We start from the raw sequence: 26,456 nt of genomic DNA, 5'->3' as shown, positions 1-26,456 counted from the left end.
AAGAGAACGCCGTTTTGGAAAAACAAGTGAACAACTTAGCTAATTCATTATCATTGAAAACATATTTACCTTTTATTTTTATCTTACTTTTTTCGTTAACTTCTGCTATAGTTAATGCCCAAGCACCGGGGATACAAGGTAAAAAATATACCATTTCAGAAATCACAGTATCAGGAAATTCTAGCTTTAGCGAACAAACTATTGTAACCTATTCCGGGCTTAGAAAAGGTGAAGAACTTTTAATTCCGGGCGAAGAAATAAGCGGAGCAATTAAAAAACTTTGGAAATCTGGCCTTTTTAGCGATATCGAAATTTACATTAAAGACGTACACGATAATGTCGCAAGTTTAGAAATACACTTGTACGATTTACCAGAATTACGCGATGTAAAAATAACGGGAATCAAGAAAAGTAAGATGGAAGAAATTATTACTGAAAACAACCTTAACGAGGGGGTTAAAGTAACCGAAAACCTAATTACTACTACCAAAAATTACCTAGAAAACAAATACTCGAAGGATGGGTTTTACTCTGCAAAAGTTAACATAAACGTTATTCCTATTGTAGATTCTATAGAAAAACCTCGAGTAAACATGGTTGTTGCCATAGACAAAGGACCAAAAGTAAAAATTAAAGATATTAACTTTATTGGCAATACAGTGCTTAGCGACAAAAAGTTGCAGGCTAGTATGAAAAACACCAAGAAAAAGCAATTCTATCGTGTTTGGAAACGTTCAAAATTTATTGAAGAGGACTATAAAGCGGATTTAGTAAGTGTTATAGACACCTATAAAGAAAACGGATATAGAGATGCTCGTATCGTTTCAGATAGCATATTTGTTAATAAAGACGAATCTATTTCTATTAATTTAAAAGTTGAAGAAGGTAAAAAATATATTTTCGGAGACATTAATTTTATAGGAAACACAGTATATACAGACCAGTATTTAAATGCCATTTTAAGAGTTAGAAAAGGCGATACATATAACGGGGTACTATTGGCAAAAGGAATTGCAGACGATACTAAACCAGATGGAAATGACATTACCAACTTATACCAAAATAACGGGTATTTATTCTCTACAATTAACCCTGTAGAAACTAATGCCGACGGACAGGTTATCGATATGGAAATTAGAATTTCTGAAGGTAAACCGGCCTACTTCAACAATGTTACTGTAGTAGGTAACGAAAAAACAAACGACCATGTTATTTATCGCGAAATCCGTACGCGTCCAGGAGAATTATACAGTAAAGCCAACGTGGTTAGAACGGTTCGTGAATTAAGTCAGTTAGGCTTCTTTGATGCTGAAACATTAACACCCGACTTTAAAAACGTAAATCCTAATGAAGGAACGGTAGACATGGAGTATAAGGTTGAAGAAACAGGATCTAGCCAAATCGAGCTACAAGGTGGTTACGGTGGAGGTGGTTTCATTGGGACCTTAGGGCTTTCATTTAACAACTTTTCATTAAAAAATATTTTTAATAAAGACGCTTATAAGCCCGTTCCAATGGGAGATGGTCAACAATTAGCGCTTCGTTTACAAGCCAGTCAGTTCTACAGAACGTATAGTTTCTCGTTCTCAGAACCATGGTTAGGAGGTAAAAAACCAGTACAATTTTCTACTTCTATCTCGCACTCTAATCAGTTTTTATACGACTCATCTACGGGACAAGCAGATAAAGACAAACGTTTCAATATTACGGGAGTTACGGTTGGTTTAGCAAAACGATTATCGGTACCAGATGATTATTTCACCCTATCTCAAGCCGTAAGTTACCAACACTATAATCTAAAAAACTATAGCACCGGATTATTTACGTTTTCCGATGGGTACTCTAACAGTTTAGCTTACACAATAGGCTTAACAAGAAACAATACCTGGAACGATCCAATTTTCCCGCTTGGAGGATCTAACTTTAGTGTAAGTGCTAAGTTATCTTTACCGTACTCGCTATTTAACAATGTAGATTACGAAGCACTAGAAGTGGAGCGTGCAGAAGAAGAATTAATTTATAATGACCCAGATGCTTCTGCAGCGGCTAGAAATGATGCTTACGCACGTATGGGAGAAATTGACCAAGAACGTTTTAATTGGTTAGAATTTTATAAAATTAAATTTAAAGGAGAATGGTATACGAGTATCATTGGTAAATTAGTTTTAAAACCAAATGTAGAGTTTGGATATTTAGGCGCCTACAATCAATCTAGAGGAGTAATTCCTTTCGAACGTTTCTTTTTAGGAGGTGATGGTTTAGGTAGCTTTAGTTTAGATGGTAGAGAAGCTGTTGCCTTACGTGGTTATCCTAATCAATCTATACAACCTGTAGATAGAAATGGAAATACAACCAACGATGGTGCCGCGATTTATAACAAATTCTCTTTAGAATTACGTTACCCAATTACCTTAGCGGCTTCAGCTAAAATATATGCCCTTACGTTTGTAGAAGGAGGTGCTGCTTTCAACACGTTTAGAGATTATAACCCATTCCAATTAAAACGATCTGCTGGTGCTGGATTACGTGTATTTATGCCTGCATTTGGATTATTAGGAATAGATTTTGGTTACGGTTTCGATCCGCTTCCTGGTCAAAATACACCTAACGGATGGGAAACACACTTTATTATTGGACAACAATTTTAATTTGGCATGATATTTTCTATTAACCTACTCATGATTTGTCTCATGTTTTAAAAGTTATAAAGTTAAAATTTGTTAATTTTAGCCACTTTAATTCTCGAACAGACAGAATATTTTTAAGCATCTGTCGTTTATAAAGTTCAGCAGTTAATAATTTTTTTAATATGAAACAGATGAAAATAAACGTTCTTTTTTTAATGACTGTAATATGTCTTCTAACTCTTAATACACATGCCCAGCGTGGCGTAAGAATTGGTTACATAGACACAGAATATATTTTAGAACATGTTCCTGAATATCAAGATGCTTCATCTCAATTAGCTGATAAAGTAAAACGTTGGAAAGCAGACATCGAATTAAGACTTAACGATGTTGCCCAAAAACGCAAAGATTTAAGTAACGAAAAAGCACTGTTAACACCAGAGCTTTATGAAGAACGTAAGGAAGATATAGATTTTGAAGAAAAAGAGATTTTAGATCATCAACAAAAACGATTTGGTCCTAATGGCGATTTAATGATTCAGAAGAAACAATTACTTCAACCCATCCAAGATCAAATTTTTTCGGCAGTTCAAGATATCGCAGCTTCAAAGCAATATGATTTTATCTTCGATAAATCTGCAGATTTAGTCATGTTATATTCTGCCGAACGTTACGATATTAGCGAATTGGTATTAAGAAGTATTAATAGAACATCGAAACGCCAACAAGCACAAACCAAAGAACAACGTAAAAATGCTGCGCTAGAAGATACGGTTCCAGAATATAATCCAGAACTTGAAGCCAGAGAAAAAGCTCTTGAAGATAAACGATTAGAACGCGAGCGCTTAGAAGAAGAACGCCGGCAAGCAATTCTAGACGAACGCGCAGCAAACAAACTAGAAGCTCAAGAACGTCGCGAAAGAATTTTAGCCGAACGAGAAGCTGCTAAACAAGAAAAGTTGGCTGCAAGAAATAAAGTTTCTGATAATTCAGAAAATAATGATACATTAGCGCCCTCAGATGAAAACGATGAAAATGCGTCAGAATCAGAGCCTAAAACTAGAGAAGAAATTCTTGAAGAGCGTAAACAACAAAAATTAAGAGATCGCGAAGCAAGAAAATTAGAATTAGAAGCAAGAAAACAACGTATCTTGGAAGAACGCGAGAAAGCACAACAAGAACGTGAAGAAAAAGAAAATAACACTGAAAATACCGAAGACAGTAATTAACTAAAATTTATAACACAAATTAATACTTTAAAAATGAAACAAATTAAAACACTTTTAATTGCAACAGCTTTATTTATTGGCGCATCATCTTTTGTACAAGCACAAAGTAAAGTTGCTCATATTAATACTCAAGAATTAGTTTCTTCTATGCCAGAAATGAAGGCTGCTCAAGGGCAAATGGAAAAATTAGGGAAGACGTATGAGGCTGACATTAAAAATATGGCAACAGAACTTGATACTAAAGTAAAGCAATACGACGCTGAATCTTCTACAAAAACTCAAGAAGAGAATGCTAAGCGTGTGCAAGAAGTTCAAACCATGGAGCAAAACATCCGTCAATACCAACAACAAGCACAAAAAGACATGCAACAAAAAGAAATAGACTTATTAAAGCCTATTACTGAAAAAGCAAAAGCTGCTATTTTAAAAGTTGCAAGAGCTCAAGGTTTTGACTATGTATTAGATGCTTCTCAAGGTGGTGGTGTTATTATGGCCGATGGGAAAGATCTTTTAAACGATGTTAAAAAAGAATTAGGTTTCTAATTTAAACCTTTAAGAATACAAAAAAAGCTGCTTTTTAAGCGGCTTTTTTTATTTTTGAACCCATGAACACACAAGCTATAGGCATATTCGATTCTGGCGTTGGTGGCACTTCTGTTTACAAAGAAATAGAGGCTCTACTCCCTTTTGAAAACACCATTTATCTCGCCGATAGTGCAAATGCACCTTATGGCAATAAATCGGCCGAAGACATTTTAAAATTAAGCATAAAAAACACAGAGTACCTCTTAAACAAAAACTGTAAGCTTATTGTTGTAGCGTGCAATACAGCCACTACCAATGCTATTAAAGTATTAAGAGAAACCTATAGCATTCCTTTTATAGGTATAGAGCCAGCAATAAAGCCAGCGTCTTTAAATAGCAAAACAAAAGCTGTTGGAATTCTAGCTACAAAAGGTACTTTAAGCAGTGACTTGTTTCATAAAACAACCGATTTATACAGAAACGACGTAGAAGTTATAGAACAGGTCGGGGAAGGTATAGTACAGCTTATAGAAGCAGGAGAGACTTTAAGTGACACCATGCGTACCTTATTAAAACCGTACTTAAAACCAATGCTAGATGCTAATATAGACTATCTCGTTTTGGGTTGCACGCACTACCCTTACCTACTACCTCTGCTTTTAGAATTATTACCAAAACATGTGAAAATAATTGATTCAGGTGAAGCGGTTGCCAGACAAACAAAAGCGATACTTGAGCAACAAAACTTACTAAACACAAGCACCAAATTAGGACATCACGAGTTTTTTACAAACGGATCTACTAAGGTGATGCAGGCACTTTTAAACGAGAAGCATACTGTTAAGTTCTTGAATTTCTAATCCTCTTTAAACCAACTCGAATACTTCACATAATTATCTGCTATTCTATTGATTTCTCCAGAGATTAATTCCTCACTAATATCTTTTACTTTTTTAGCCGGAACTCCTGCGTAAATACTTCCAGATTTTACATGAGTATTTTTAGTAACCACGGCTCCTGCCGCGATAATAGAATTACTTTCAATAATACAATCGTCCATAACAATGCTTCCCATACCTATTAAAACATTATCGTGAATCGTACAACCATGAACCAAAGCATTATGTCCTATAGATACATTATTTCCAATAGTAGTTGGAGATTTTTGGTACGTAGCATGTATAACCGCTCCATCTTGAACATTCACTTTATTTCCCATTTTTATAAAATGAACATCTCCACGAATAACGGCATTATACCATATACTGCAATTTTCGCCCATGCTCACTTCACCTAAAATGGTAGCATTTTCGGCTATAAAACAATCGTCTGGAATTTGAGGAGATTTTCCGTTTACAGCTTTTATAATCATAATCTAAGTTTTAATTACAAAGTTAGTCATTAAAGCTATTTAGACCTCAAAATAAGGCTAACAATTAGTTGTCACTAAACGGATTTTAATTGACTGCTGGACAATCGCATTCATATTTCACTTTTCTACAATTAAAGTTATATCCTAAAGTAAATTGATGAAAGCCGCCATTATTAAACACTATAGAATTTGCTTGATAGGTATAGTTATAAGCAAACATAAACTGCTTATAATTAACACCCATAATAGGAGTTATATACATGGATCTTTGCGAACTCACCCCAGAACCATCAAGATATTCGGCACCGTCTAAACTTTGTCTGTACGACAACCCTAACCACATTTTTGCTTTTTCAAAATCTTGGTAGGCTTTAAAGTTTACATCTATAGTAGATTCTCTGGTCCCTTCTCTATATTGATACAGTATCGAAGGTTCTAAAGTTAAACCCTCGCGTCGTGTTTTAAAGACATTCCCTACCGAAAGCAAATAGCGTCTTAAATTGCTAGTAATTTCAATATCATTATTAATACCATCATTCTTCAATAAATTCTTCACCGTAAAATGAGCATAAGCATTAATAAGATGATAAGACATCCCAAAATCCATATTAAAATTGGGTGAGCTTTGCTGAATTCCAGATATAATAGGGTCGAATCCAGAATTAATAAATGCAGATTCATCTAATCGGTATTGCACAAACCCAGCACTTAATCCAAACGACAGCATATTTAAATCTATTTCATTCCTAGAAAACATTAAATGATGTGCATAGGTGGCATAAGCTCCGTTTTGCGAATGATACCCATTTTTATCGGCATAAAAAATAGCTCCAACAGCAGATGGCGATTCGCCTATTCTTCCATTAACACTAGCAGTCATTAATGCCGGAGCTTCATCCTGACCTAACCATTGTTGTCTCGCTGTTAATCTAAGTTTGGCACAATTTGCCGCCCCAGCCATAGAGGGGTGAATTAAGTAGTAATTATCTGTTAAATAATCAGAATAAATGGGTAAACCTTCTTGCGCTATACAAATTGGACTCATAAAAATAAAAATGAGAACGAGCCTAATTATTCTAAACTTCATGTAAATATATGTTTGCTATTAGTTTTATTGTAGTCGCTATGTTTCTTTTCGGGGAGTAAGAAAAATGCGATTCTAAATATATAAATTAAATGGTAACTTCAACCTATATCAATTACGGTTTACCATAAATTAATTGATAATTAAACATTAATGATTCGTTATAAAAATGTTATTGAATAAAACTGCCTAAAAAACTAACAATATTTCAATATCACATCTCTCTAAATAACGCTTTAATTTAAGACCTATTACTACATAACTAAAATTTAGTTTTATTATTTTTGCAAAAACATTTGAAAATGAAGACATTTAGCGTTTCTGTACATGAAACCACGAATCCAGCGATAATAAAATTTGAATTAAACCAATTCATAACCAAATACCAGAGTTTTGAATTTCATAATATCGATGAAGCCAAAACATCTCCTTTAGCTCAGCAATTATTCTATTTACCGTTTGTAAAAAAAGTATATATCTCTGCCAACTTTATTGCAGTAGAGCGCTTTAATATTGTAGAATGGGCAGATGTTCAGGATGAAGTTGCAAAACAGATTGAAGATTATTTAAACAATGATGGTGTTGTAGTTATTGAAGCTGCTGCTCCTAAAAAAACAGCCGTTACGGTATATGCTGAAAGTACGCCTAACCCTGCTGTACAAAAGTTTGTTGCGAATAAAAAATTAGTAACAGCGATGTTTGAATTTACCTCTATAGACGATGCTAAATTATCGCCACTAGCCACAGAATTATTTCATTTCCCGTTTGTGAAAAGTATTTTCATTGACGAAAATTATGTGTCTATTACAAAATATGACATTGCGGAATGGCAAGATATTACCCTTGAACTTCGAGAATTTATTCGTGGTTATATAGAGCAAGGCAAAGATGTTGTTCGTCCAGAAGCCTCAGAAGCTTTAGGAAAAACGACGGTGCAAATCGATGAAACTTTTGAAGCTCTAGACGATGTGTCTAAAGAAATCATTAATATTTTAGAAGAATACGTAAAACCTGCTGTTGCTAGCGATGGTGGTAATATTCAATTTCAGTCTTACGACCCAAACACAAAAACGGTTAAAGTCATTTTACAAGGTGCTTGTAGTGGTTGCCCATCTTCAACATTTACTCTAAAAAATGGTATCGAAAATATGTTGAAGGAAATGCTAAAAGACAAAGTTGAAATTGTAGAGGCTATAAACGGATAACGGAATTTAACATTTCATTATCAGAGATTTATCTCCTTAAGTTGTAATTTTAAAGAAATCAATAAAACATTACAACCATGGCAATTTTAAAAGTAATTGAAGTATTATCAAACTCTGATAAAAGTTGGGAAGACGCAACAAGAAAAGCTGTAAAGGAAGCGTCCAAAACAGTGAAAAACATTAAATCTGTATACGTTAAAGAACACAGTGTAACAGTAAAAGATGGAGAATTAGATCAATATCGAGTTGATGTAAAAATCACATTCGAGGTTAACTCCTAATCAAAAAATTACAGCTTATAAAAGCGCATAACTTCATGGAAGTTATGCGCTTTTATATTTTTAAACAAAATCAACATTTCTTTCACCTAGATTTCATTTGTTTTTTATTTGATTTTTATAGATTTGTAAAAAATCAATATAAAATATGGAAAAGGATTTACAGTACTGGACTGACCAGATTATGGTATTTGCAACAACTTATGGTTTAAAGATTATAGGAGCCATAGTTATTTGGATCATTGGATCGTGGATAATTAAGAAACTAGTAAATACATCTAGAAAATTAATGACTAGAAGTAATTACGAAGAAGGTCTTCAATCCTTTCTTTTAAACCTAGTTAGCTGGATTCTAAAAATATTATTAATTATCACCCTTTTAGGTATACTAGGTGTACCAACAACATCGTTCGCTGCAATAATTGGTGCCGCTGGTTTAGCTATTGGTTTAGCTTTACAAGGTTCTCTTGGTAATTTTGCAGGAGGTGTATTAATAATGTTATTTAAGCCTTTTAAGGTTGGTGACTATATTGAAGCACAAGGTGAAGCTGGTACAGTTAAAGAGATTCACATTTTCACAACCCAACTTAATACGCCACAAAACCGTTTAGTCATTGTTCCTAATGGGGCATTATCTAACGGAAACATTACAAACTATAGTGCCGAAGATAAAATTCGTTTAGATATGGTTGTAGGTGTTAGTTACGATGATGATATTAAGAAAACCAAAGAGGTATTAATGAATGTTTTAACCTCTAACCCTAAAGTATTAAAAGAACCAGCTCCAATGGTAGCTGTTACCGAATTAGGCGAAAGTTCTGTTAACTTTGCTGTAAGAGGTTGGGTTAATACTTCAGACTATTGGGATGTTCATTTTGAAAATACTGAAAGAATTAAATTAGATCTTGATGCTGCTGGAATTGAAATTCCTTACCCACACTCTGTCGAGATTCAAAAAGAAGGATAAGTTTAAACATTAAACTTAATAAACAAAACAGCCGTTATTCTGAAACTTTTCAGGATAACGGCTGTTTAATTTTTATATCTCGCCGGCTTAATATTAATTTACTTTAAAAGCGAATATCAACCTTCATTTAAACGAAACGAGAATGACGGATGTTGTAATTTCTCTATTTCGCTTTTGGCTTTAATGCCACAAAATCTTTTAAATAATACGGTTCAAAATACGCAACATCTTCTAGGTCCTTTGCGTTGTACTTTGCCTCTGCCAATAATCCCATTTCTCTTGCAGACGGTAATTTATCCTCTACAAAAACAGCATTGGGATGCGTAATTAGGGTTTTTGTTTTTTCAACACCATTTCCAACAAAATACACTTTACCCGCATTTAAAAACGATTCGAAAGAATGAGCATCCAAAATTTCTGCTTCTATGTGACGAATTTCATTATAATTTGAATCGTATACAGCGGAGTATACTTCCATTCTTCGGGCGTCTAACATGGCTACGATAACGCCTTCCACTGTTTTTACTTGATGTGCTAAGGCTTCTAAAGTAGAAACCGAAATTAAAGGTTTATCTAACGCAAAACAAAGCCCCTTAGCGGCAGAAACTCCAATCCTTAAGCCTGTATAAGATCCTGGGCCTTTACTAACCGCTACAGCATCTATTTGAGATTGTTTTATATTATTTTCATCGCATAGTGCTTTAATATAAACGTGAAGTCTTTCGGCATGCGAATAGCCTTTATCGTTATCTTCCTTTAATGCAAAAGTCTCACCATCTTTAGATAATGAGACCGAACAATTTGTTGTTGCTGTTTCTATATTTAATAGTAATGCCACGATGTATGTTTACTTTAAATTAATACTCTTATTTACCATGTTCTTCTACACCTACCTTATCTCCACTTTTTAGAGTTTTGGTAACCATATTATACGGTCCGGTAATAACTTGGTCGCCTTCTGCTAATCCTGAAATAATTTCGATATTAGAATTATCTTGAATTCCTGTTTTAACCACGCGAAGTTTAGCCTGTTCACCTTCTTTTACAAAAACACATTCAAACTTTTCTGTTAATCCTGAAGGAGATTTTGGTGTATCGGTTACCGTTTGGGTTGTTGTTGTATCATTTTTAATTACAATAGCACTAATAGGCACTCCAACGATACCTTTACGAGATTTGGTAATAATATCTACAGTAGCCGTCATTCCTGGACGGAAAGGAGAGTAAGAGTTAGGTTTCCCTTCAATTAAATCTTTATAAGATTCTTCTAAAATTCTAACTTTTACTTTAAAATTTGTAACCTGATCTGCGGTTAAGGTGCCATCGGCAGAGTTTGCAATTTCAGTAACAATTCCTTTAAATTCTTTCTTTAAATAGGCATCAACCTCTACAATTGTAGAATCGCCAATACTAACCTTTACAATATCATTTTCATTGACATCAACCTCAACCTCCATGTTATTTAAATTGGCCACACGCATAATTTCGGTACCTGCCATTTGTTGTGTACCAACAACACGCTCGCCTAATTCTACATCTAATTTAGAGATGGTACCACTCATTGGTGAAAAAATAGTGGTTCTGTTTAAGTTATCGTTTGCTTCGTTAACTGTAGCTCCAGCGCTTTGTACGTTATAATATGCAGATGCCTTTGTAGCTTCGGCAATTTCGTAAGCAGAAATAGCTTTATCCCAATCGGCTTTTGCTATAATACCTTTTTCAAACAATGTTTTATTTCGTTCATAATTAGCTTTAGCTTCTCTTAAAGATGCTTCGGCTTGGTCTAAACCAGATTTTGCATTTTGTAAAGTCGCTTGAGAACGATTTAAACTAGACTGATAAATGTCTGGATTTATTTTAACCAATAAATCTCCTTTTTTAATTTCTTGCCCCTCTCTTACAGGTAGTTCAATAACCTCACCAGATACCTCACTAGAAAGTTTAACCTCTATTTCTGGCTGAATTTTACCAGTCGCAGACACGGTTTGTATAATATCTAATTTTGATATTTCTTGAATTTCAACCGTTTTAAAATTGTTTTGTTTTCCGAACCAACCTGCTTTTTTTCCGAAGACAAGCAGCGCTAGTAACACAACAATTATTGAAATAATAAGAATTAACTTTTTCCTGTTCATGGTTTAGTTAGGGTTTATTTGATCGATAGGAATTCCGAAATAGAATTCTAAAACTTTCACTTTAAATATATATTCATATTTGGTTCTAACCACATCAGATTGCGCATTTTCATACTGAATTGACGATTGGTTAAAATCGAATGCATTGGTTAATCCTACCGTATAGCGCTCTTCTGCATATTCGAATGCTAATTTTCTAGCTTCGGCAGTTTGCATAGCTGCTTCGTAAGATTTTTTTGCGTTTTTAGCATCGTTATAAGCTTGGTAAACTTTAGATTCTAAATCTAAATTGGCCTGTTCTAACAAGTATTTGTTACGCTCAACATTAACTTTGCTTCGTTTTACATTATTTCTAGTTGTTAAATTACTAAAAATTGGCACGCTAAGTTGCACCCCAAAAGAAGTTCCATCGAAAGTATATAATTGATCTATAAACGCCATGTTACCTCCCGTAACAGGATCTATATTGGTACTCGACCAACGTGTGCTATACCCCATAAACGCACTTAACTTTGGGTAATATTGTGTTCTTGCTAACTCTAAATCCTTCTCGGCCAATTCTAAACTCGCTTCTGCTACTTTAACATCGTAAACCACTTGTTTGGCTTTAGCTATAATCGTGGAAGCATCTTCATTTAAAATGGCATCTGGAAATAAACCATAATCGACTTCTGCAATATCGAAATTCTTATAATCTTCTATTAATAAGAGTTGAGCCAAACCTATTTTTGAGATAAACAAATCGTTTTCGGCTGCTATTATTTGTTGTATTTGTGTGGCATCTGTAGCTTTAATTTCTAGCATATCACCTTGTGGTAACACACCCGCTTCTACTAATTCTTTAGTACGTTCTAAATTTTCTTTGGTGATTTTATTCTGTGCTTCTAATACTTTTATTTGTTCTTTGTTGAATAAAATCTGAACAAAGGCATTGGCAACAAAAATTGAAATATCATCGCGCATTTTATCTAGTTGATATTGCGATGCGATTATATTAATTTTTGAACGCTGTAAATTTTTCCAATTTTGTAATCCAGAAAATAAATTCACGCCGGAATTTACGCCTCCATTAGCCGATCTAAACGTCTGATTTTCGAACTGGTTTGTTGCCGGGTTTACGTTGGCACCAGTATTAATGTTAAACGATGTGTTTGCACTTAATGACGGTAGGAAATTCATAACCGCTTGCGATTTATCGATATCGGCTAATTGCGTATCTAATTCCGATTGCTTAATGGTAATATTATTTTCTAGGGCATAATCGACACATTCTTCAATGGTCCATTTTTTATGGTCTTGGGCATATATCGTTATTCCACTAAAAAGGAAAAGGCCTAAAAGGGTTATTTTTTTCATAATTACATTATCAGTCTAAAAATAGTTAAAAGTGTTACACGCAAAGTCATTTTATTGCGCATATTTTGGAGTCCCTTGAATTTGGTTCCAAACTTTAATCTTATCGTCTTTCGAAATTCCGTTTTTTACCTGTACAAAAATACCATCGCTAATACCCAAATCCACATCTTTTCTTTCAAATTTCTGATTGGCAGTTTCCACTTCTACAAATGGTTTTTTGGTTTTATCATCGTATTGCACCAAAGCTTCTTTTATGGCTAAAACATTTTCTGCCTTATCTAAAATAATAGAAGCATTGGCACTTAAGCCTGCACGGATAAATGTACTATCTGTCTTTTTTAAACTTCCTTTTATTTCAAATTGAATGGCTCCGTTTTCTTCAACCCCTTTTGGCGCGATATAATCTAAAACCGCATCGAATTTCTTGTTTTCAATGGCTCCAACCGTAATTTCTAAAGGCAAATTTTCTTTTATTTTTCCTACTTCACTTTCATCAACTTTACCTTCAAAAATCATTTTATTAATATCGGCCAAAGAGGCAATCGAAGTCCCTTCGTTAAAATTATTTGCTTCTATAACCTGATTTCCTGCTTTAACAGGCACATCTAAAACCATTCCTGAAACCGTAGAACGAATTAAGGTTTGGGCTATATTTCCTAATCCGGAAGTGGTTCCTGTTTTAATAATATCGAAGTTTTGTTTTGCCGATTTTACATTGATTTCTGCTTGCGACACCGCTTGCTTGGTTTGTAAATAGGTATTTTTAACGCCTTCAAAATCATTCTCTGAAATCACGCCCTTTTCAAATAATGTTTTTTGTCTTAAATAATTCGACTCTTGCGTTTCAAAATTAATTTTTGCTGTTTGTAAGGCTGTTTCATTACTTGCAATAGTATTTTTTGCACTTGTTAGAGAAGACACATTAGGAATAACACGAATTTTAGCTATTAAATCTCCCGACTTAACATACTCTCCTGCTTCAATATAAATATCTTCTATAACTCCCGAAATATTGGGTTTAATAAGTACCTCTTCTTTAGGTACAATATTTCCTGTAGCCACCGTTTTTACAATAATGGTTTGGTCTACTGGCGATTCTGTAACATAAGTAATTGGATCTTCCTGATTTTTATTCCATAAATAAAACAGAGATGTTGCAAAAATGACAACAATTAGGACTAATACGACTACGGTTGATGTTCTTTTCATGTTTATGTACTTCTTTACTTTTTAATCAATTCTTAAGGCGTCTACGGGTTTCATTTTTGTGGCGCTATTTGCCGGTATTAAACCTGCTAATAATCCAGAAACTACTAATATAAATAGGGCTGTAAATACCACACTCATGCTAACACTAGGGTTTGCGAAATTTTCTACAGGGCCATTGGCATCTAAAATATAGTTCATTAACCAAATAATTCCGGCAGCAAACGAAATCCCTACCATACCCGAAACTATAGTTAAAATTAAACTCTCTTGTAATATTTGCGATTTTATACTCCATGGAGAAGCTCCTAAAGCACGACGTACACCAATTTCTTTAGTACGCTCTTTTACTACGATTAGCATGATATTACTAATACCAATTACACCAGACATAAGGACTAAAGACCCTACAAAATAGCCTACAAAACCTAAGATTGCAAACAAACCGTTTACACGACCAAAGGCTTCAGACAAGTCGAAATTCCCTATGGCGCGATCGTCTTTGGGATCTATTTTATGTCTCGCTTTTATAACATCGAAAATTTTAGGTTTTAAACTTGTTATACTTATGCCATCTTGCCCCGTAATAGCCATCCAGCCCACATTATTTCCTGTATTAAAAGCTTGGCCAAACGATGTAAATGGCACATAAATAGTATTAGCGTCTTCTTCTTGGTCGCCTTGAGAATTACTCGTTTTAAACGTACCAACCACCATAAAGTTTACTCCGTTAATTTTAATATAGGTACCCAATGGATTTTCGCCTTTATTGTAAAGCCCTTTTACAACGTCGGTACCAATAACGCACGATTTACGTTTCGCATTAATATCGGAATAGCTTATAAAACGTCCATCGGTTATATCTAAGGGTTGTTGTTTAATAAATTCGGGGTAATCTCCGTTTACTTGGAAAGCTCCTGTTTTGGTACCACGAGTTACATTATTCGCTCCGTTAAATCCGCCTAACTGATTTCTTGGCGACACATATTTAAGTTCTGGAATTTCAGATTTTAAAGCTTCAACATCTTCTAATTTATAATTGAAGGTCCGTCCTTTTGGCATTCCTTTATACGAAATGGAAGTTCGCTGCGTCCACATAAACATGGAGTTTGTAGCAAAATTTCCGAAATCGGCAGTTACTCCATTTTTTAAACCATTGGTTAACGCCAATAAAAGCACCAAAATTGTAATACCCCAAAAGACACCAAAAGCAGTTAACAAGGTTCTAAACTTGTTTGCACTTAAGGCTTCTAATATTTCATCCCATCTATCTTTACTAAACATATTACTCGTCTCTTAAAGCTATTATTGGTTTAATTTGTGCCGCACGATACGCCGGAAAGAATCCTGCTAATGCGCCCGCAAACACCAAAATAAACACGGTTGTTAAAGCGGTGTTGAAATCTACTTGCGGATATTTTATAAAATCACTTTCAATTAATGGCCCTGCTATTTCCAGCAAACCGAGTCCTAGAATTAACCCAAACAAACCCGAAAACATAGTTACAAAAACAGATTCCTGAAGAATCATACCAACAATAGACCACGGCTGGGCACCCAATGCTTTACGTATTCCTATCTCTTTGGTTCGCTCTTTCACAATAATAAGCATGATATTTCCCACCCCTACTACACCAGCGATAATGGTACCAATACCTACAAACCAAAAGACCGCAGAAATGGTTCCAATAAGTGTATAAATTTTCTTAGCTTCTTCCATGGTATTATGTACACGAATGGCACTAATATCGTCTGGAGAAACGGTATGTTGCGCTCTTAAATCGGTTAACATAGCTTGAGTTATCGCCTCTGATTCTTCGACTGCCGTATCAAAATTGTCCGACATTTTTAGAGTAAACATCATGTTTCTAATTTTATCGGAACCATTAAAAGCAAGCTGTGCCGATGATAATGGCAGAAAGACTTTACTTTCGTCGCGTTCTCCTCCTGGATCAAAAAACACACCTACCACCTTATAACTTATACCGTAAACCGAAATGTCTTTATTTATAGGATCTTCGTCTTTAAACAAATCCTTTTTTACCCGATTTCCTATTACAGCCACTTTTTTAGATTCTTCTACATCGGAATAATTTATGAAACGCCCTTGGCCAATATCTGCATTTTCTATAAACTGATTGCCAGGTAAAATACCTTGAATTCTGTAATTCCCCGATTCATTTTTATAATTTACCAATCCACCCCAAATGGTATAGTAGGCAGATTTATATTCTATTTCGTTAGCGTATTTCCTTGATATGGTATTAAAATCGCTGTTTTTAAATTGAATTTGTCGTCCAGGGTTTAAACCTTTATACTCCTTGGTGGTTAGTCCCGGCCGGATACTTATCAAGTTTGATGCATCGCGTTCAAACTGAGAGGTTACACCATTTTGAATACCTTTACTGAAACCTAAAAGAATAACCAAAATAAAAATACCCGAAGCCACAGAAAGCCCAGTAAGAAAGGTTCTTAGCTTGTTTTTTCTTAAGGTTTCAAAAATTTCTTGCCAACGTTCAATATCAAACATTTGCTAAAGCTCTAACTTGTTCTACTTTGGTGTCATTTATAATTAAGCCATCTTTTAAATTCACAATACGCTTCGTCATTTGTGCAATATCGGGCTCGTGAGTTACAATAAGAATGGTTTTTCCTTCCTCGTTAATCCCCTGAATAAGGTCCATAACCTCGTAAGATGTTTTTGTATCTAAAGCTCCCGTTGGCTCATCGGCTAAAAGTACTTTCGGATCGCTTGCCAAAGCTCGAGCTATCGCCACACGTTGTTTTTGACCTCCAGACATTTCGTTTGGTAAGTGATGAGACCAATCTGCCAAGCCTACTTTTTCTAAATAATGTGCTGCTTTATCTATACGCTCTTTACGTTTCATACCTTGATAATATAAAGGCATAGCAACATTATCTAGAGCAGATTTATAATTGATAAGATTAAAGGATTGGAATATAAAACCAAGAAATTTATTACGGTAGTTCGCCGCAATCTTTTCGTTTAAATTTTTAATAGGAAAACCATCTAGTGTATAACTACCAGAATCGGCTTCGTCTAGCATTCCTAAGATATTAAGTAGTGTAGATTTACCAGATCCTGAAGACCCCATTATAGAAACCAATTCGCCTTCTTTAACACTAAAATCTATACCTTTTAAAACGTGAAGTGTGTTACTTCCCATATGGTAAGATTTATGTAAATCTTTAATTTCAATCATATTAGCTAGCTTAGAGGTGCAATGTTAAACAAAACCCAAATTATTGTATACTAAAAAAGTGTTAAGACTTTTGTATATACAATCATTAATTAGACTGCTAATCTGGAAAATTGTTACACCCTAAAGTGAATTATTTTTTTGTTCTGAAGAATTTCATATACATTACATAACTAATTCCCCCTACCAATATGTACGGAATAGCCATTAAATACACTATACCATCATTTATTCCTTTTGCTGTACCTTGACCCTCTTCAGTTTCTAAGACAGCTCTACACATGGCACATTGGGCCTCTGCAGAAAGTGAGACCGCCAAAATGAAAACCATTAAAATGATATAGCGTTTTTTCATTAAAATGTATAATAAGGTGATATTAAAGCATAAACCAACACTCCTGTTACGGCTACATATAACCACAGTGGAAACGTAATTTTTGCAATTTTTCTATGTCGGGCAATATCGTTTGTAATACCGCGTACATACGTAATTAGCACAAACGGAATAACAACTATAGATAGCACTATATGAGTAAATAAAATAAAGTAGTACACATATTTTATAGCCCCTTCACCACCAAATTTTGTAGAATCGCTAGTCATATGGTATGCCACGTACAACACTAAAAATATAACAGATAACGTCATGGCTACCTTAATTAACAACTCGTGCTTTTTTACATTTTTCTTTTTAATTGCCAGAAAGGCGAGCACCAAAACAACGGCAGTTATAGCGTTTATACTCGCATAAATTGGAGGTAAAAACCATAAAGGCTCTACATTTGGAATTTTAACACCAAATAAAACAGCCACCGCAATAGGGATAACAACAGATAAAACAATAATCCATTTATTATATTTTGCTGCCTTTTTAGAATCTACAATGTATTCTGAATTATTCATTTAATAGCTTTTTAATATCTTCTTTAAGCATCGTGATTTCTTCCTCTTCCCCATCTTCATCGTACTTTGCTTTTTCGGTAATGGTTCCTCTATAGTATATTTTAGGATTCCCATAAGCATCTGTTCTAGATCTTATAAATCCATTTTTATCTATTAAAGCGAAATTTCCAGAATGCTCGAAGCCACCTGCAGCTCCCTCCTCTTCGGCAGTATATAAATTAAAACCAAGATTAGCTAAATTGTAAATAGCTTCGCGATCTCCGGTAAGTAAATTCCAATTCGGATTGGTGATCCCATATTTTTCGGCATACTCTTTTAAAACTTCTGGGGTATCATGACTTGGGTTTATGGTAAATGACGCTACCCCAAAATTGTCTATAGATTTAAATCGATCTTGAATTTGAATTAAATTCTCGCTCATAATCGGGCAAATAGTTGGGCATGTAGTAAAGAAAAATTCAACCACATAGACTTTCCCTAGATAGTCGGTGTTGGTAATGGTTTTTCCATCCTGATTAGTAAAGCTAAATTCAGGTACTTTTTTTGCTTCACCGTTTATTTCTAAAAATGCTAATTTTTCTTTAGATGAATAATGATTATCGGGCACATTACTCATTCTATCGCTACGCGAGACATCGTTATTTTTAATTCTGTCGACAATTTTCGGAATAAAAATAATTCCGAATACTAAAATAATAAAGGCTATACCTATATACGAATAATTAGTTTTACTACTCATCTGTTCCTTTTAAATCGTTTGCTCGGCGCGATGTAGAATCGAAATTACCTTTACGTTTTTGACGATATTCGGTAAACAAGACTCTAACATCTTCACTCATTTTATTTTTTAAATCGGCTACTTTAATCGCATCGTAAGACGCTTTTTGGTAGACTGGCTTTTTACTTGCCAATTCGTTATCTGTTCTATCATCTAAACGCCCTCTTAAACTTAACTCGTTATCTATAATATAAACATGGTCTGTGGCTAAATTGGCATCTAATGCATCGGGTACATTAAGGCTTTGGTGAATGGCTTTAATACTATTAGGCGAGCCATATACAAAATGCCAGAATTTAAGTTCTTCGTATTTCATTAGTTCTGCCTTTAAAGTTCGGGCTTCTTCTTCGGTGCCTTCAGGAAGTACTATAACTATTTGAAATTTTTTAAATCCTTTAAATTTATCGTAAACGAGTTCTTTAAGATTTGAAGCCGTAGTATGTTTTCCTATAGGATGCATTCCGAAGAATCCTAAAACCGTTAAATGATCTTCTAAAAGAATTGGTGCATCGGCATCTGAAGAAAACCCGTTTAAATCGAGAACTCCATTAGTTAACACATCTAAAGTATTGTAATTGTGTTTTGCTGGATATAAAAACAATAAAAAGGTAACAGGCAGAAAAAACAAAATACCTAATATCGCATTTCTTTTTATTTGTTTCGTGTTCATAATTTGGGCTTTAATAATGGCATTAGACATTTTATTCTGATGCCGACAAAAACTATTTAAGACAGTTTTAAATCTCGGGCAAAAATAAAAAAGACGGTTTAATAAACCGCCCTTATACTATCTTTTAACACTTAAAGTATTTTAAAAATCGTGAGTCATATATCCTGAAGAATACACATGTTCTATATATCCACCTTCAGTTAATAAAATAAACATTAAATAGCAGATTAAGAATATAGCCGTCCAAACTACAGCACGTCTTAGTCCTGGAGTTTCATCTCGCATATGCATAAAGTCCCATGTAATATAATAGGCTTTAACTAAGGTTAAAATAATGAAAATCCAGTTTAAAATTTTCATTCCAAAAATATGCCCCATAAGAATTTCAGGCTTGTAAATACCCAAAACAACTTCTACAGCGGTAACTACCGACAATAAAATTAATACACCCCAGATTTTATCTGTATTCGATTTAAATTTAATTGCCCCTCTAAATATTTCTAATTTATGTGCGTGTGCCATTTTTCTAAAAGATTATATTTTAAAATTAAACTAGGTAGAAGAATGTAAATACAAATACCCAAACTAAATCTACAAAGTGCCAGTATAAACCAACCTTTTCAACCATTTCGTAACTTCTACGTCTTTCGTAAGTACCAATAATAACATTAAAGAAAATAATAATGTTTAAGATCACTCCAGAAAGTACGTGAAACCCGTGGAATCCTGTAATGAAGAAGAAGAAATCTGCAAAAATAGGTTTCCCATATTCGTTTACTTCAAGATTAGCACCTTGAACAACTAGCTGTCCGTGAGATTTTAATTGTCTTAAAGATTCTGCTCTTGATAATACTGTTTTTTGACCTTCTTCGTTTAGTAATTCTGTTCTTACTAAAACATGTTCGTTAGCCTCTAAACCTTTTACAACTTCATCTACAGAAAATGGAGGAAGCGATGCTTCATTTGTAAACCAAAGTCCTTTATTTCTTTCATGTTGTACACGTTCTCCGTGTGCTGGTATAGCGAAATCGCTAATAGCTACACGATGACCATCTGTATCTACAAATTGAAGTAAGTTACCAGAACGTGTTTGTACAGCACCATATTCACCTGTAATAAATGTTTTCCATTCCCAAGCTTGAGATCCAACGAAAATGATACCACCTATAATGGTTAAAAACATGTAAATCGTTACTTTTTGTTTATTTAAATGATGTCCTGCATCTACGGCAAGTACCATAGTAACAGACGACATAATTAAGATAAACGTCATGAAAGCAACATAAATCATTGGTAAATCCTGACCATGTAGAAACGGAACGTGTGTAAACACCTCATCTGCTATAGGCCATGAATCGATAAATTTAAATCTTGAAAATCCGTAGGCTGCTAAAAAGCCAGAGAAAGTTAAGGCATCGGAAACGATGAAAAACCACATCATCATTTTACCATAACTTGCGCGAAGTGGTTCGTTACCACCGCCCCAAGTTTTACCTTCGGTTCCAGTATTTACAACTGTAGTATTCATATTAATTAATTGGTTTTATGGTTAGTCAAAAATATACAAATTATTTATTTAAAGAAATATAAAAACAAAAAGAGGTAAACCCATAGAAAATCTACGAAATGCCAGAAAGTCGCTGCAAGTTCAAAACCAAGCATTTTCGAGGCACTATACTTTTGTTTAAAATGATTATAAATTACAACTATAAGGCAAATTAAGCCCACAATAACGTGAATAATATGCATTACTGCAATAATATACACATAAGACATTGTAATATTACTAGTTGGACCGGTAAAATTGTAACCTGCTTCTATAATTTGTCTGAACCCTGCAAATTGGTTAACAACAAATGCAATCCCTAGGCCTAAGGTTACCAACAAGAGTATCGTTGTAGCTTGTCTATTCCCTTTTTTAAGCATTTGTTTTGCCATAAAGAAGGTGGCACTACTTAATAAAATTAAAATGGTACTAACTAAAAAAGCATTTGGAAGTTGAAAATCTGATAGCCAATCTGGGCGTGTACTACTAACAATAAACGCACTTGTCCATCCTGCAAACGACATAATTAAAGAAATAATACCAAACCAAAGCATTACTTTTTTAGCTCTGTATGTTTTTTCTTCTATAGTACCCTGTGTTAAATCCATGCTATCTTAAAAATTTATCTAATACGTAAATGATTTGTATTAGTGTGATGTACGAAACACTCGCCAACATTAATTGCTTTGCAGCAACAGCCGTCATTTTTTAAATAACTGCAATGCATAGTAAAGCATAACCAATCCGAACAAAAATACAATAACTGCAGCGAATGGCGTTAAAAATAATTTACCTGTAAAGCCAAAAGCAGGGATAATAGAAATTATAATGGTCCAAATGGTATACATTATGGTTTGTACCGCAGTCCCTTTGTCTCGTTTCCCGGTTGGCAACATAAAAAATCCACCTTTCTTATAATCGTCGTATAAAAACCAACCAATAGCCCAAAAGTGAGGGAATTGCCAGAAAAATTGCAACATAAATAATACCCCCGGTTCAATTCCAAAATTATTGGTTGCTGCAACCCATCCTAACATGAAAGGTATTGCTCCGGGAATAGCGCCTACAAAAACAGATAATGGTGTTTTGGTTTTTAAAGGCGTATAGACGCAGGTGTAAATAAATATAGAAATAGCCCCAAACATAGCTGTTTTAGGGTTTATAGCATATAAAACGATAACGCCTAGAAGGGTGAATATAGATGCAATTATAAAAGCTGTATTAACAGACATTCTTCCTGCCGGTACCGGACGATCTTTTGTACGATCCATTAAAGCATCGAGGTCCTTTTCTATAATTTGATTAAACGCATTCGATGCTCCTACCATAAAGTATCCTCCAAAGGCCAAAAGCACCAATGTTTTTAAATCTACCACATCTACCCCCAATAAATAACCGGCTAATGAAGAAAACACCACACTTAAAGATAAGCGCATCTTGGTGATTTCTTTAAAATCTGAAATTAGGGAATGTGTCTTTACGGACGTTTGTGTACTAGCCAAGGTATCGATTACTTAATCGTTTTAATAAATTCAAAGTGCGCAAATATACTTTGAAAAGTTAATTCTACAAATCAAAATACCAATTAAATAGATCGCTGCGTAATCCAACATTAAACCACACGGTATTACTCTTAAAAGTGGTGGCTGTAGTAGCGTCTGGATTGAAATTTCGGTAACTTATATTTGTAAATACTTTTAAATTTGTTGCAGGGTTAATTAAATAGCCAGCTTGCAATTCGGCATTTATAGTTTTTGTTTTAATTCCTTGTCCAATTTTAACATTGGTATCGTAAGGTCTATCGTTATAATCGCGATAAATGTCGCCTCCATAACTATAATCGTCTTCTGCCTTATCAAAATCTAATCCTCTTACTCCAAAAATTAACTTGGCATCTGCCGACCAGCGTTTATAATTATATCGTCCTATTAAAATAAACTCTCTAAAATTAGCCCCCCATAAATGTGCCATAGACTGATTATAATTACCGTAGTTTAAAACTATGGTATTATGAGAATATGTATAAGGTCTTACTTGATTATACTCTGCTTGAAGCAATAAATTATCAACCTTAAAGGCATTGAAATACTTATATCCTAATTGAAATCCAAATTTATTCTTCCAGCTTTTTTCCCCTGCTGTAACATCGCTTAACGAAAACTCATCTAAAATAAATTGTCCGTATAAATTCATGTCATCGTTCAGCTTATATTTAGAGGTAAATCCAAGTATGGCATTTCCGGCTCCTTGTCCAGTTTCAAATTCTACAGCTCTTAAAAAAATTATCGGGTTTAAATAATTCACATCAAACCCCCTATCGTTAGTATTGCTCCACACCACAGATTCAAACAACCCAATATTTAAGCGTTTGGTAATGTTTAAACTCAAATAATGATTCGACATATACTTAGTTAAATAGGTTTTATCTACAGTAACTTCTGGCCTAACATCTTTTCCCCAAATCCAGGTACTTGTATATTTTAATTTCCAGAAAGAAACATTAAGTTTTAAAAAGGGTGTTGGCGTAGCCACATCGCTAAGTAATAGCGATCGGTAACCGTCTCCAATAAAATTTTTACCACTACCAAACTGCAAGTTTAGAAACTTGGCTGGCGTGTAAGACATGTATGCTTCCGCCACCGGAAAATCGTATGCATTGTCCTTGTAACCTTTGGCAATACCTCTACCTGGAATTAAAGCAGGATCTGGCCCCCAAGCTTTAATGCTTTCGGCATAGGTGTTAAAATACTGTGCAAAACGCCCCTGACTTTCATAGAATGAGGTATAAAAACTAAAATGTTTTCCTAATCCTCCTTGAAACACAATCCCTCTAGTATTCATAAATGTAGAAGAAAAATCGGCTTCGGTATCTTTTCCAATTTGAAGGTCGAATACAGGATCTAATAAAAACCAATAGTTTTTACCTTCAAGCTCTACCAAATGATCGTTCCAAAATTTTCGCCCTAACCAGGTTGATACATCCTTTTTAGTTTTATTTTGTTCAGCTTCAAAATCGTAGTAGGTATTGACATCGCTATACATTAAAGGTTTCGAGGCCGTGTGACTATTTGTACCAACAAGATTTATTTGTCTATCGAATTTCGCATAATAACTATGATTAAACGGAATATTCAAGGTACTACTAAACTGTTTTTTTGTATTGAATTTAACCGACTTATTGATACTGTCTAATTCATTTTTTACACGTTCCTCTATGGGGTTTACAGTTTTAACAGGGCTTGCCGTTTCCGTTTGGTCCAGATAGGCTACTAACGGAATTTTAATAGTTAAAGAATACTGTTTAGCTATAGGTTTCCCGTTAAATGTAGCCGGTTGAATTTTTGGAAGTAATGTAAACACACGCTTAGCCTCTTCTTGAAGAGAATTGTACACAGCATCGGTGTAAAACGCTTTAAAAACCCCTTCTTTATCGACCTCGAAAAGCACGACAATCTCACCCTTATACTGGTTGTTAACCACCTCTTCTGGCACTTGAAAGTTATCGTAAATGGTATGGAAAACCGTTTTATCGAAACACGCTTGAAGCTCATCGAAATTCGAGTTTTCGCACTGATTAAATACGGGAGGTTTTTCTAAAAAAGGTTGTTCTAATTGTGGTTGTTGTGCATACTGTCGTATTGGTAGAACGAGTAGTAACATTACAATTAATAGTCTCATATAAAAATTGCGGCTGATAGTTAAGGGCCGAAAGATACTATTTTTTGAGTACTCTGAAATTAAAAAAATGAAGACAAAAAAAATCCCGACACAATATGTATCGGGATTTTAATATTTAAACACTTATAATTTAATCTTGTACTTGGAATACGATTGGAAGTGAGTAAGGTACAATTACCGCCTTACCACGTTGCATACCTGGCTTCATTTGTGGTAATTTATTAATTACACGTGCAGCCTCTTGCTCTAATTTAGGATGTGGTGCTCTAGCACGTACCCCTGTAATATTTCCTTTTTTGTCGATTTTAAAGATCACATTAATACGTTGTCTTCCTGATAAACCTAATTCACCCGCTAAATCTGTATTAAAGTTTTTCCCTACGAATTTTGAAATTTTCTCAGACATACAAGCTTTTTTAGCATTGTTATCTCCTTTTTCACATCCTGGGAATACAGGAACGTTTTCAATAATAGAGAATGGTACCTCAACATCTTCTTCCACCTCTTCTACAACAACTTCTTCTACCTCAGCAATTTCTTCTTCTTGACTTGTTTCTGTAGACTCAATTACAGTTTCCTCAACTTCTACCTCATCTTTTACAACCTCAATAACTTCAGGTGCTGCTGGTGGCGGTGGTGGAGGTGGTGGCGTTTTTATTTGTTCAGTAATTGGAATTTCTTCTTCCAATTCTTGATCCATATTAATCATACCAATATCGATAGCCTCTTTATCGTAGCTTTTGTAATTAATTGCAAAATTAGTTAAGGCTAACATTAAAGCTAAACCAATTGCAAAGTATAAAGCGCTGTTACGGGAAACATTTGCTTTAGGGTTTTTCTTAAGTTCCATAATAATATCTTGTTTTCAGGATTGCTAAAATAACCATTTATTTGGCAAAAAAGCAAACGTTTATATTTTTTTATAATTAGTTTTTTTAATAAATGCCAAAATAATGAGCATTAAAAAAACACCAGTGCTATTCGCTACTATGTCTAAAACATCAAATTGTCTGCTTTGGGTAAACCCACCTTGAAGGCATTCAATTAAGATTCCAAAACATATAGAAACAATACCAGATGTAACTAATGATTTGGTTTTCGGCCATTTAAAACCTATTTTAAACACTACATACCATACTAATGCTAACAAACAATATGCCAAAAAATGAAACGCTTTATCGCTGTTTTTTGGAGTTCCTGCTGTTAAATTGCCTAAATTAATTAGGCTTACCGTTGATAAAACAAGGGTATAAAAAATTGCAGCTGGTATTAGTAGGCGTTTATTAAGCACCAACTAAAGCCTTATAATCTTCATCTGAAAGCAATGTTTCTAACTCTGATGGGTTGTTAAATTTAATTTTAATCATCCATCCGTCTCTATAAGGATCTGAATTTACGATTTCAGGCTCGTCTTCCAATCTTTCGTTAAATTCAATAATTTCCCCAGATAATGGTAAAAATAAATCTGAAACTGTTTTTACAGCTTCAACAGTTCCAAAAACTTCTTCTATATTTAAAGTTTCGTCTACGGTTTCAACCTCAACATAAACGATGTCTCCTAATTCGCTTTGTGCAAAATCGGTGATACCTACAGTTGCGATGTCGTCTTCAATTTTTACCCACTCGTGGTCTTTAGTGTACTTTAATTCTGATGGAATATTCATTTTATATTTCTA

The 26,456-nt window shown here is 34.3% G+C and carries 27 protein-coding genes and 1 pseudogene; 7 read left to right on the top strand and 21 right to left on the bottom strand.

Going from position 1 to position 26,456, the window contains the following annotated elements; genetic code table 11:
• Positions 1-14 precede the first annotated feature (14 nt).
• The 4 genes from bamA to murI all read left to right on the top strand — a co-directional run bounded on the left by bamA (position 15) and on the right by murI (position 5,241).
• Entirely contained in the window at positions 15-2,648 is a 2,634-nt protein-coding gene (gene bamA, locus A9D35_RS12800) for an outer membrane protein assembly factor BamA (protein ID WP_066226082.1), read from the top strand.
• Positions 2,649-2,842: 194 nt separating this feature from the next.
• Positions 2,843-3,856, top strand: a complete 1,014-nt coding sequence (locus A9D35_RS12795; RefSeq protein WP_235817898.1) for an OmpH/Skp family outer membrane protein — start codon at positions 2,843-2,845, stop codon at positions 3,854-3,856.
• 33 nt (positions 3,857-3,889) lie between these two features.
• Positions 3,890-4,399 carry an OmpH/Skp family outer membrane protein gene (locus A9D35_RS12790; RefSeq protein WP_066223611.1) on the top strand — a complete coding sequence of 170 codons (510 nt, stop codon included), beginning with the start codon at positions 3,890-3,892 and terminating at the stop codon, positions 4,397-4,399.
• 62 nt (positions 4,400-4,461) lie between these two features.
• Positions 4,462-5,241, top strand: a complete 780-nt coding sequence (gene murI / locus A9D35_RS12785; protein ID WP_066223609.1) for a glutamate racemase — start codon at positions 4,462-4,464, stop codon at positions 5,239-5,241.
• On the opposite strand, the gene A9D35_RS12780 is transcribed toward murI, so the two are convergent.
• Together A9D35_RS12780 and A9D35_RS12775 are read right to left on the bottom strand one after the other, a co-directional pair.
• Positions 5,238-5,756, bottom strand: a complete 519-nt coding sequence (locus A9D35_RS12780; RefSeq protein ID WP_066223607.1) for a gamma carbonic anhydrase family protein — start codon at positions 5,754-5,756, stop codon at positions 5,238-5,240. The two genes, murI and A9D35_RS12780, sit on opposite strands and share 4 nt — an antisense overlap.
• An 82-nt stretch (positions 5,757-5,838) precedes the next feature.
• Positions 5,839-6,840 (bottom strand): PorP/SprF family type IX secretion system membrane protein, encoded by a 1,002-nt coding sequence (locus A9D35_RS12775; RefSeq protein WP_066223605.1) that lies wholly within the window; start codon positions 6,838-6,840, stop codon positions 5,839-5,841.
• Between the two features lie 299 nt (positions 6,841-7,139).
• On the opposite strand from A9D35_RS12775, the gene A9D35_RS12770 reads away from it, so the two are divergent.
• The 3 genes from A9D35_RS12770 to A9D35_RS12760 all read left to right on the top strand — a co-directional run bounded on the left by A9D35_RS12770 (position 7,140) and on the right by A9D35_RS12760 (position 9,287).
• Positions 7,140-8,042, top strand: coding sequence for a NifU family protein (locus A9D35_RS12770; protein WP_066223603.1), 903 nt, complete (start codon positions 7,140-7,142; stop codon positions 8,040-8,042).
• A gap of 77 nt (positions 8,043-8,119) precedes the next feature.
• Entirely contained in the window at positions 8,120-8,323 is a 204-nt protein-coding gene (locus tag A9D35_RS12765; RefSeq protein ID WP_066223601.1) for a dodecin family protein, read from the top strand.
• Between the two features lie 145 nt (positions 8,324-8,468).
• Positions 8,469-9,287 carry a mechanosensitive ion channel family protein gene (locus tag A9D35_RS12760; protein WP_066223599.1) on the top strand — a complete coding sequence of 273 codons (819 nt, stop codon included), beginning with the start codon at positions 8,469-8,471 and terminating at the stop codon, positions 9,285-9,287.
• Positions 9,288-9,450: 163 nt separating this feature from the next.
• Here A9D35_RS12760 and tsaB read toward each other — a convergent pair whose 3' ends face one another.
• The 19 genes and pseudogenes from tsaB to gcvH form a co-directional block, all read right to left on the bottom strand.
• Positions 9,451-10,125: a tRNA (adenosine(37)-N6)-threonylcarbamoyltransferase complex dimerization subunit type 1 TsaB gene (gene tsaB / locus A9D35_RS12755; RefSeq protein ID WP_066223597.1), complete on the bottom strand. Its 675-nt coding sequence runs from the start codon at positions 10,123-10,125 to the stop codon at positions 9,451-9,453.
• A 28-nt stretch (positions 10,126-10,153) separates the two neighbouring features.
• Positions 10,154-11,422, bottom strand: coding sequence for an efflux RND transporter periplasmic adaptor subunit (locus A9D35_RS12750; protein ID WP_066223595.1), 1,269 nt, complete (start codon positions 11,420-11,422; stop codon positions 10,154-10,156).
• Positions 11,423-11,425: 3 nt separating this feature from the next.
• Positions 11,426-12,778, bottom strand: coding sequence for a TolC family protein (locus tag A9D35_RS12745; RefSeq protein WP_066223593.1), 1,353 nt, complete (start codon positions 12,776-12,778; stop codon positions 11,426-11,428).
• Between the two features lie 51 nt (positions 12,779-12,829).
• Entirely contained in the window at positions 12,830-13,987 is a 1,158-nt protein-coding gene (locus A9D35_RS12740; protein WP_066223591.1) for an efflux RND transporter periplasmic adaptor subunit, read from the bottom strand.
• Between the two features lie 21 nt (positions 13,988-14,008).
• A complete protein-coding gene (locus A9D35_RS12735; RefSeq protein ID WP_066223588.1) occupies positions 14,009-15,268 on the bottom strand; it encodes an ABC transporter permease in 1,260 nt (419 codons plus the stop codon).
• Position 15,269: 1 nt separating this feature from the next.
• Positions 15,270-16,514: an ABC transporter permease gene (locus A9D35_RS12730; protein ID WP_066223587.1), complete on the bottom strand. Its 1,245-nt coding sequence runs from the start codon at positions 16,512-16,514 to the stop codon at positions 15,270-15,272.
• On the bottom strand, positions 16,507-17,208 hold the full coding sequence (locus tag A9D35_RS12725) for an ABC transporter ATP-binding protein (RefSeq protein ID WP_066223586.1): 702 nt from the start codon (positions 17,206-17,208) through the stop codon (positions 16,507-16,509). Before A9D35_RS12725 ends, A9D35_RS12730 begins: the two co-directional genes overlap by 8 nt.
• A 130-nt stretch (positions 17,209-17,338) precedes the next feature.
• Positions 17,339-17,560, bottom strand: a complete 222-nt coding sequence (locus tag A9D35_RS12720) for a hypothetical protein (protein WP_066223584.1) — start codon at positions 17,558-17,560, stop codon at positions 17,339-17,341.
• Positions 17,560-18,108 (bottom strand): DUF420 domain-containing protein, encoded by a 549-nt coding sequence (locus tag A9D35_RS12715; protein ID WP_066223583.1) that lies wholly within the window; start codon positions 18,106-18,108, stop codon positions 17,560-17,562. Before A9D35_RS12715 ends, A9D35_RS12720 begins: the two co-directional genes overlap by 1 nt.
• On the bottom strand, positions 18,101-18,847 hold the full coding sequence (locus A9D35_RS12710) for an SCO family protein (RefSeq protein ID WP_066223582.1): 747 nt from the start codon (positions 18,845-18,847) through the stop codon (positions 18,101-18,103). The genes A9D35_RS12715 and A9D35_RS12710 overlap by 8 nt, the downstream gene beginning before the upstream one ends.
• Positions 18,840-19,556 (bottom strand): hypothetical protein, encoded by a 717-nt coding sequence (locus tag A9D35_RS12705; protein WP_066226079.1) that lies wholly within the window; start codon positions 19,554-19,556, stop codon positions 18,840-18,842. The genes A9D35_RS12710 and A9D35_RS12705 overlap by 8 nt, the downstream gene beginning before the upstream one ends.
• Positions 19,557-19,697: 141 nt before the next feature.
• Positions 19,698-20,078: a cytochrome C oxidase subunit IV family protein gene (locus tag A9D35_RS12700; protein WP_066223580.1), complete on the bottom strand. Its 381-nt coding sequence runs from the start codon at positions 20,076-20,078 to the stop codon at positions 19,698-19,700.
• A 25-nt stretch (positions 20,079-20,103) separates the two neighbouring features.
• Complete coding sequence (locus A9D35_RS12695) at positions 20,104-21,084, bottom strand: cytochrome c oxidase subunit 3 (protein WP_066223578.1); 981 nt, start codon at positions 21,082-21,084, stop codon at positions 20,104-20,106.
• Positions 21,085-21,128: 44 nt separating this feature from the next.
• Positions 21,129-21,710 carry a cytochrome c oxidase subunit 3 gene (locus A9D35_RS12690; protein WP_066223576.1) on the bottom strand — a complete coding sequence of 194 codons (582 nt, stop codon included), beginning with the start codon at positions 21,708-21,710 and terminating at the stop codon, positions 21,129-21,131.
• Between the two features lies 1 nt (position 21,711).
• Positions 21,712-22,538 (bottom strand): annotated as a pseudogene (cyoE, locus tag A9D35_RS12685) (heme o synthase).
• Positions 22,539-22,668: 130 nt separating this feature from the next.
• Positions 22,669-24,780, bottom strand: a complete 2,112-nt coding sequence (gene remB / locus A9D35_RS12680; RefSeq protein WP_066223574.1) for a gliding motility outer membrane protein RemB — start codon at positions 24,778-24,780, stop codon at positions 22,669-22,671.
• Positions 24,781-24,910: 130 nt separating this feature from the next.
• A complete protein-coding gene (locus A9D35_RS12675) occupies positions 24,911-25,630 on the bottom strand; it encodes an energy transducer TonB (protein ID WP_066223573.1) in 720 nt (239 codons plus the stop codon).
• Positions 25,631-25,690: 60 nt separating this feature from the next.
• Positions 25,691-26,071, bottom strand: a complete 381-nt coding sequence (locus tag A9D35_RS12670; protein WP_235817978.1) for a VanZ family protein — start codon at positions 26,069-26,071, stop codon at positions 25,691-25,693.
• Complete coding sequence (gcvH, locus tag A9D35_RS12665; protein WP_066223572.1) at positions 26,064-26,444, bottom strand: glycine cleavage system protein GcvH; 381 nt, start codon at positions 26,442-26,444, stop codon at positions 26,064-26,066. The genes A9D35_RS12670 and gcvH overlap by 8 nt, the downstream gene beginning before the upstream one ends.
• Between the last annotated feature and the right edge of the window lie 12 nt (positions 26,445-26,456).

Source organism: Formosa haliotis, assembly GCF_001685485.1.
GTDB classification, from domain to species: domain Bacteria; phylum Bacteroidota; class Bacteroidia; order Flavobacteriales; family Flavobacteriaceae; genus Formosa; species Formosa haliotis.
Note: the sequence above shows the minus strand (reverse complement) of the source record. Positions and strands in the feature narration are given on the sequence as shown.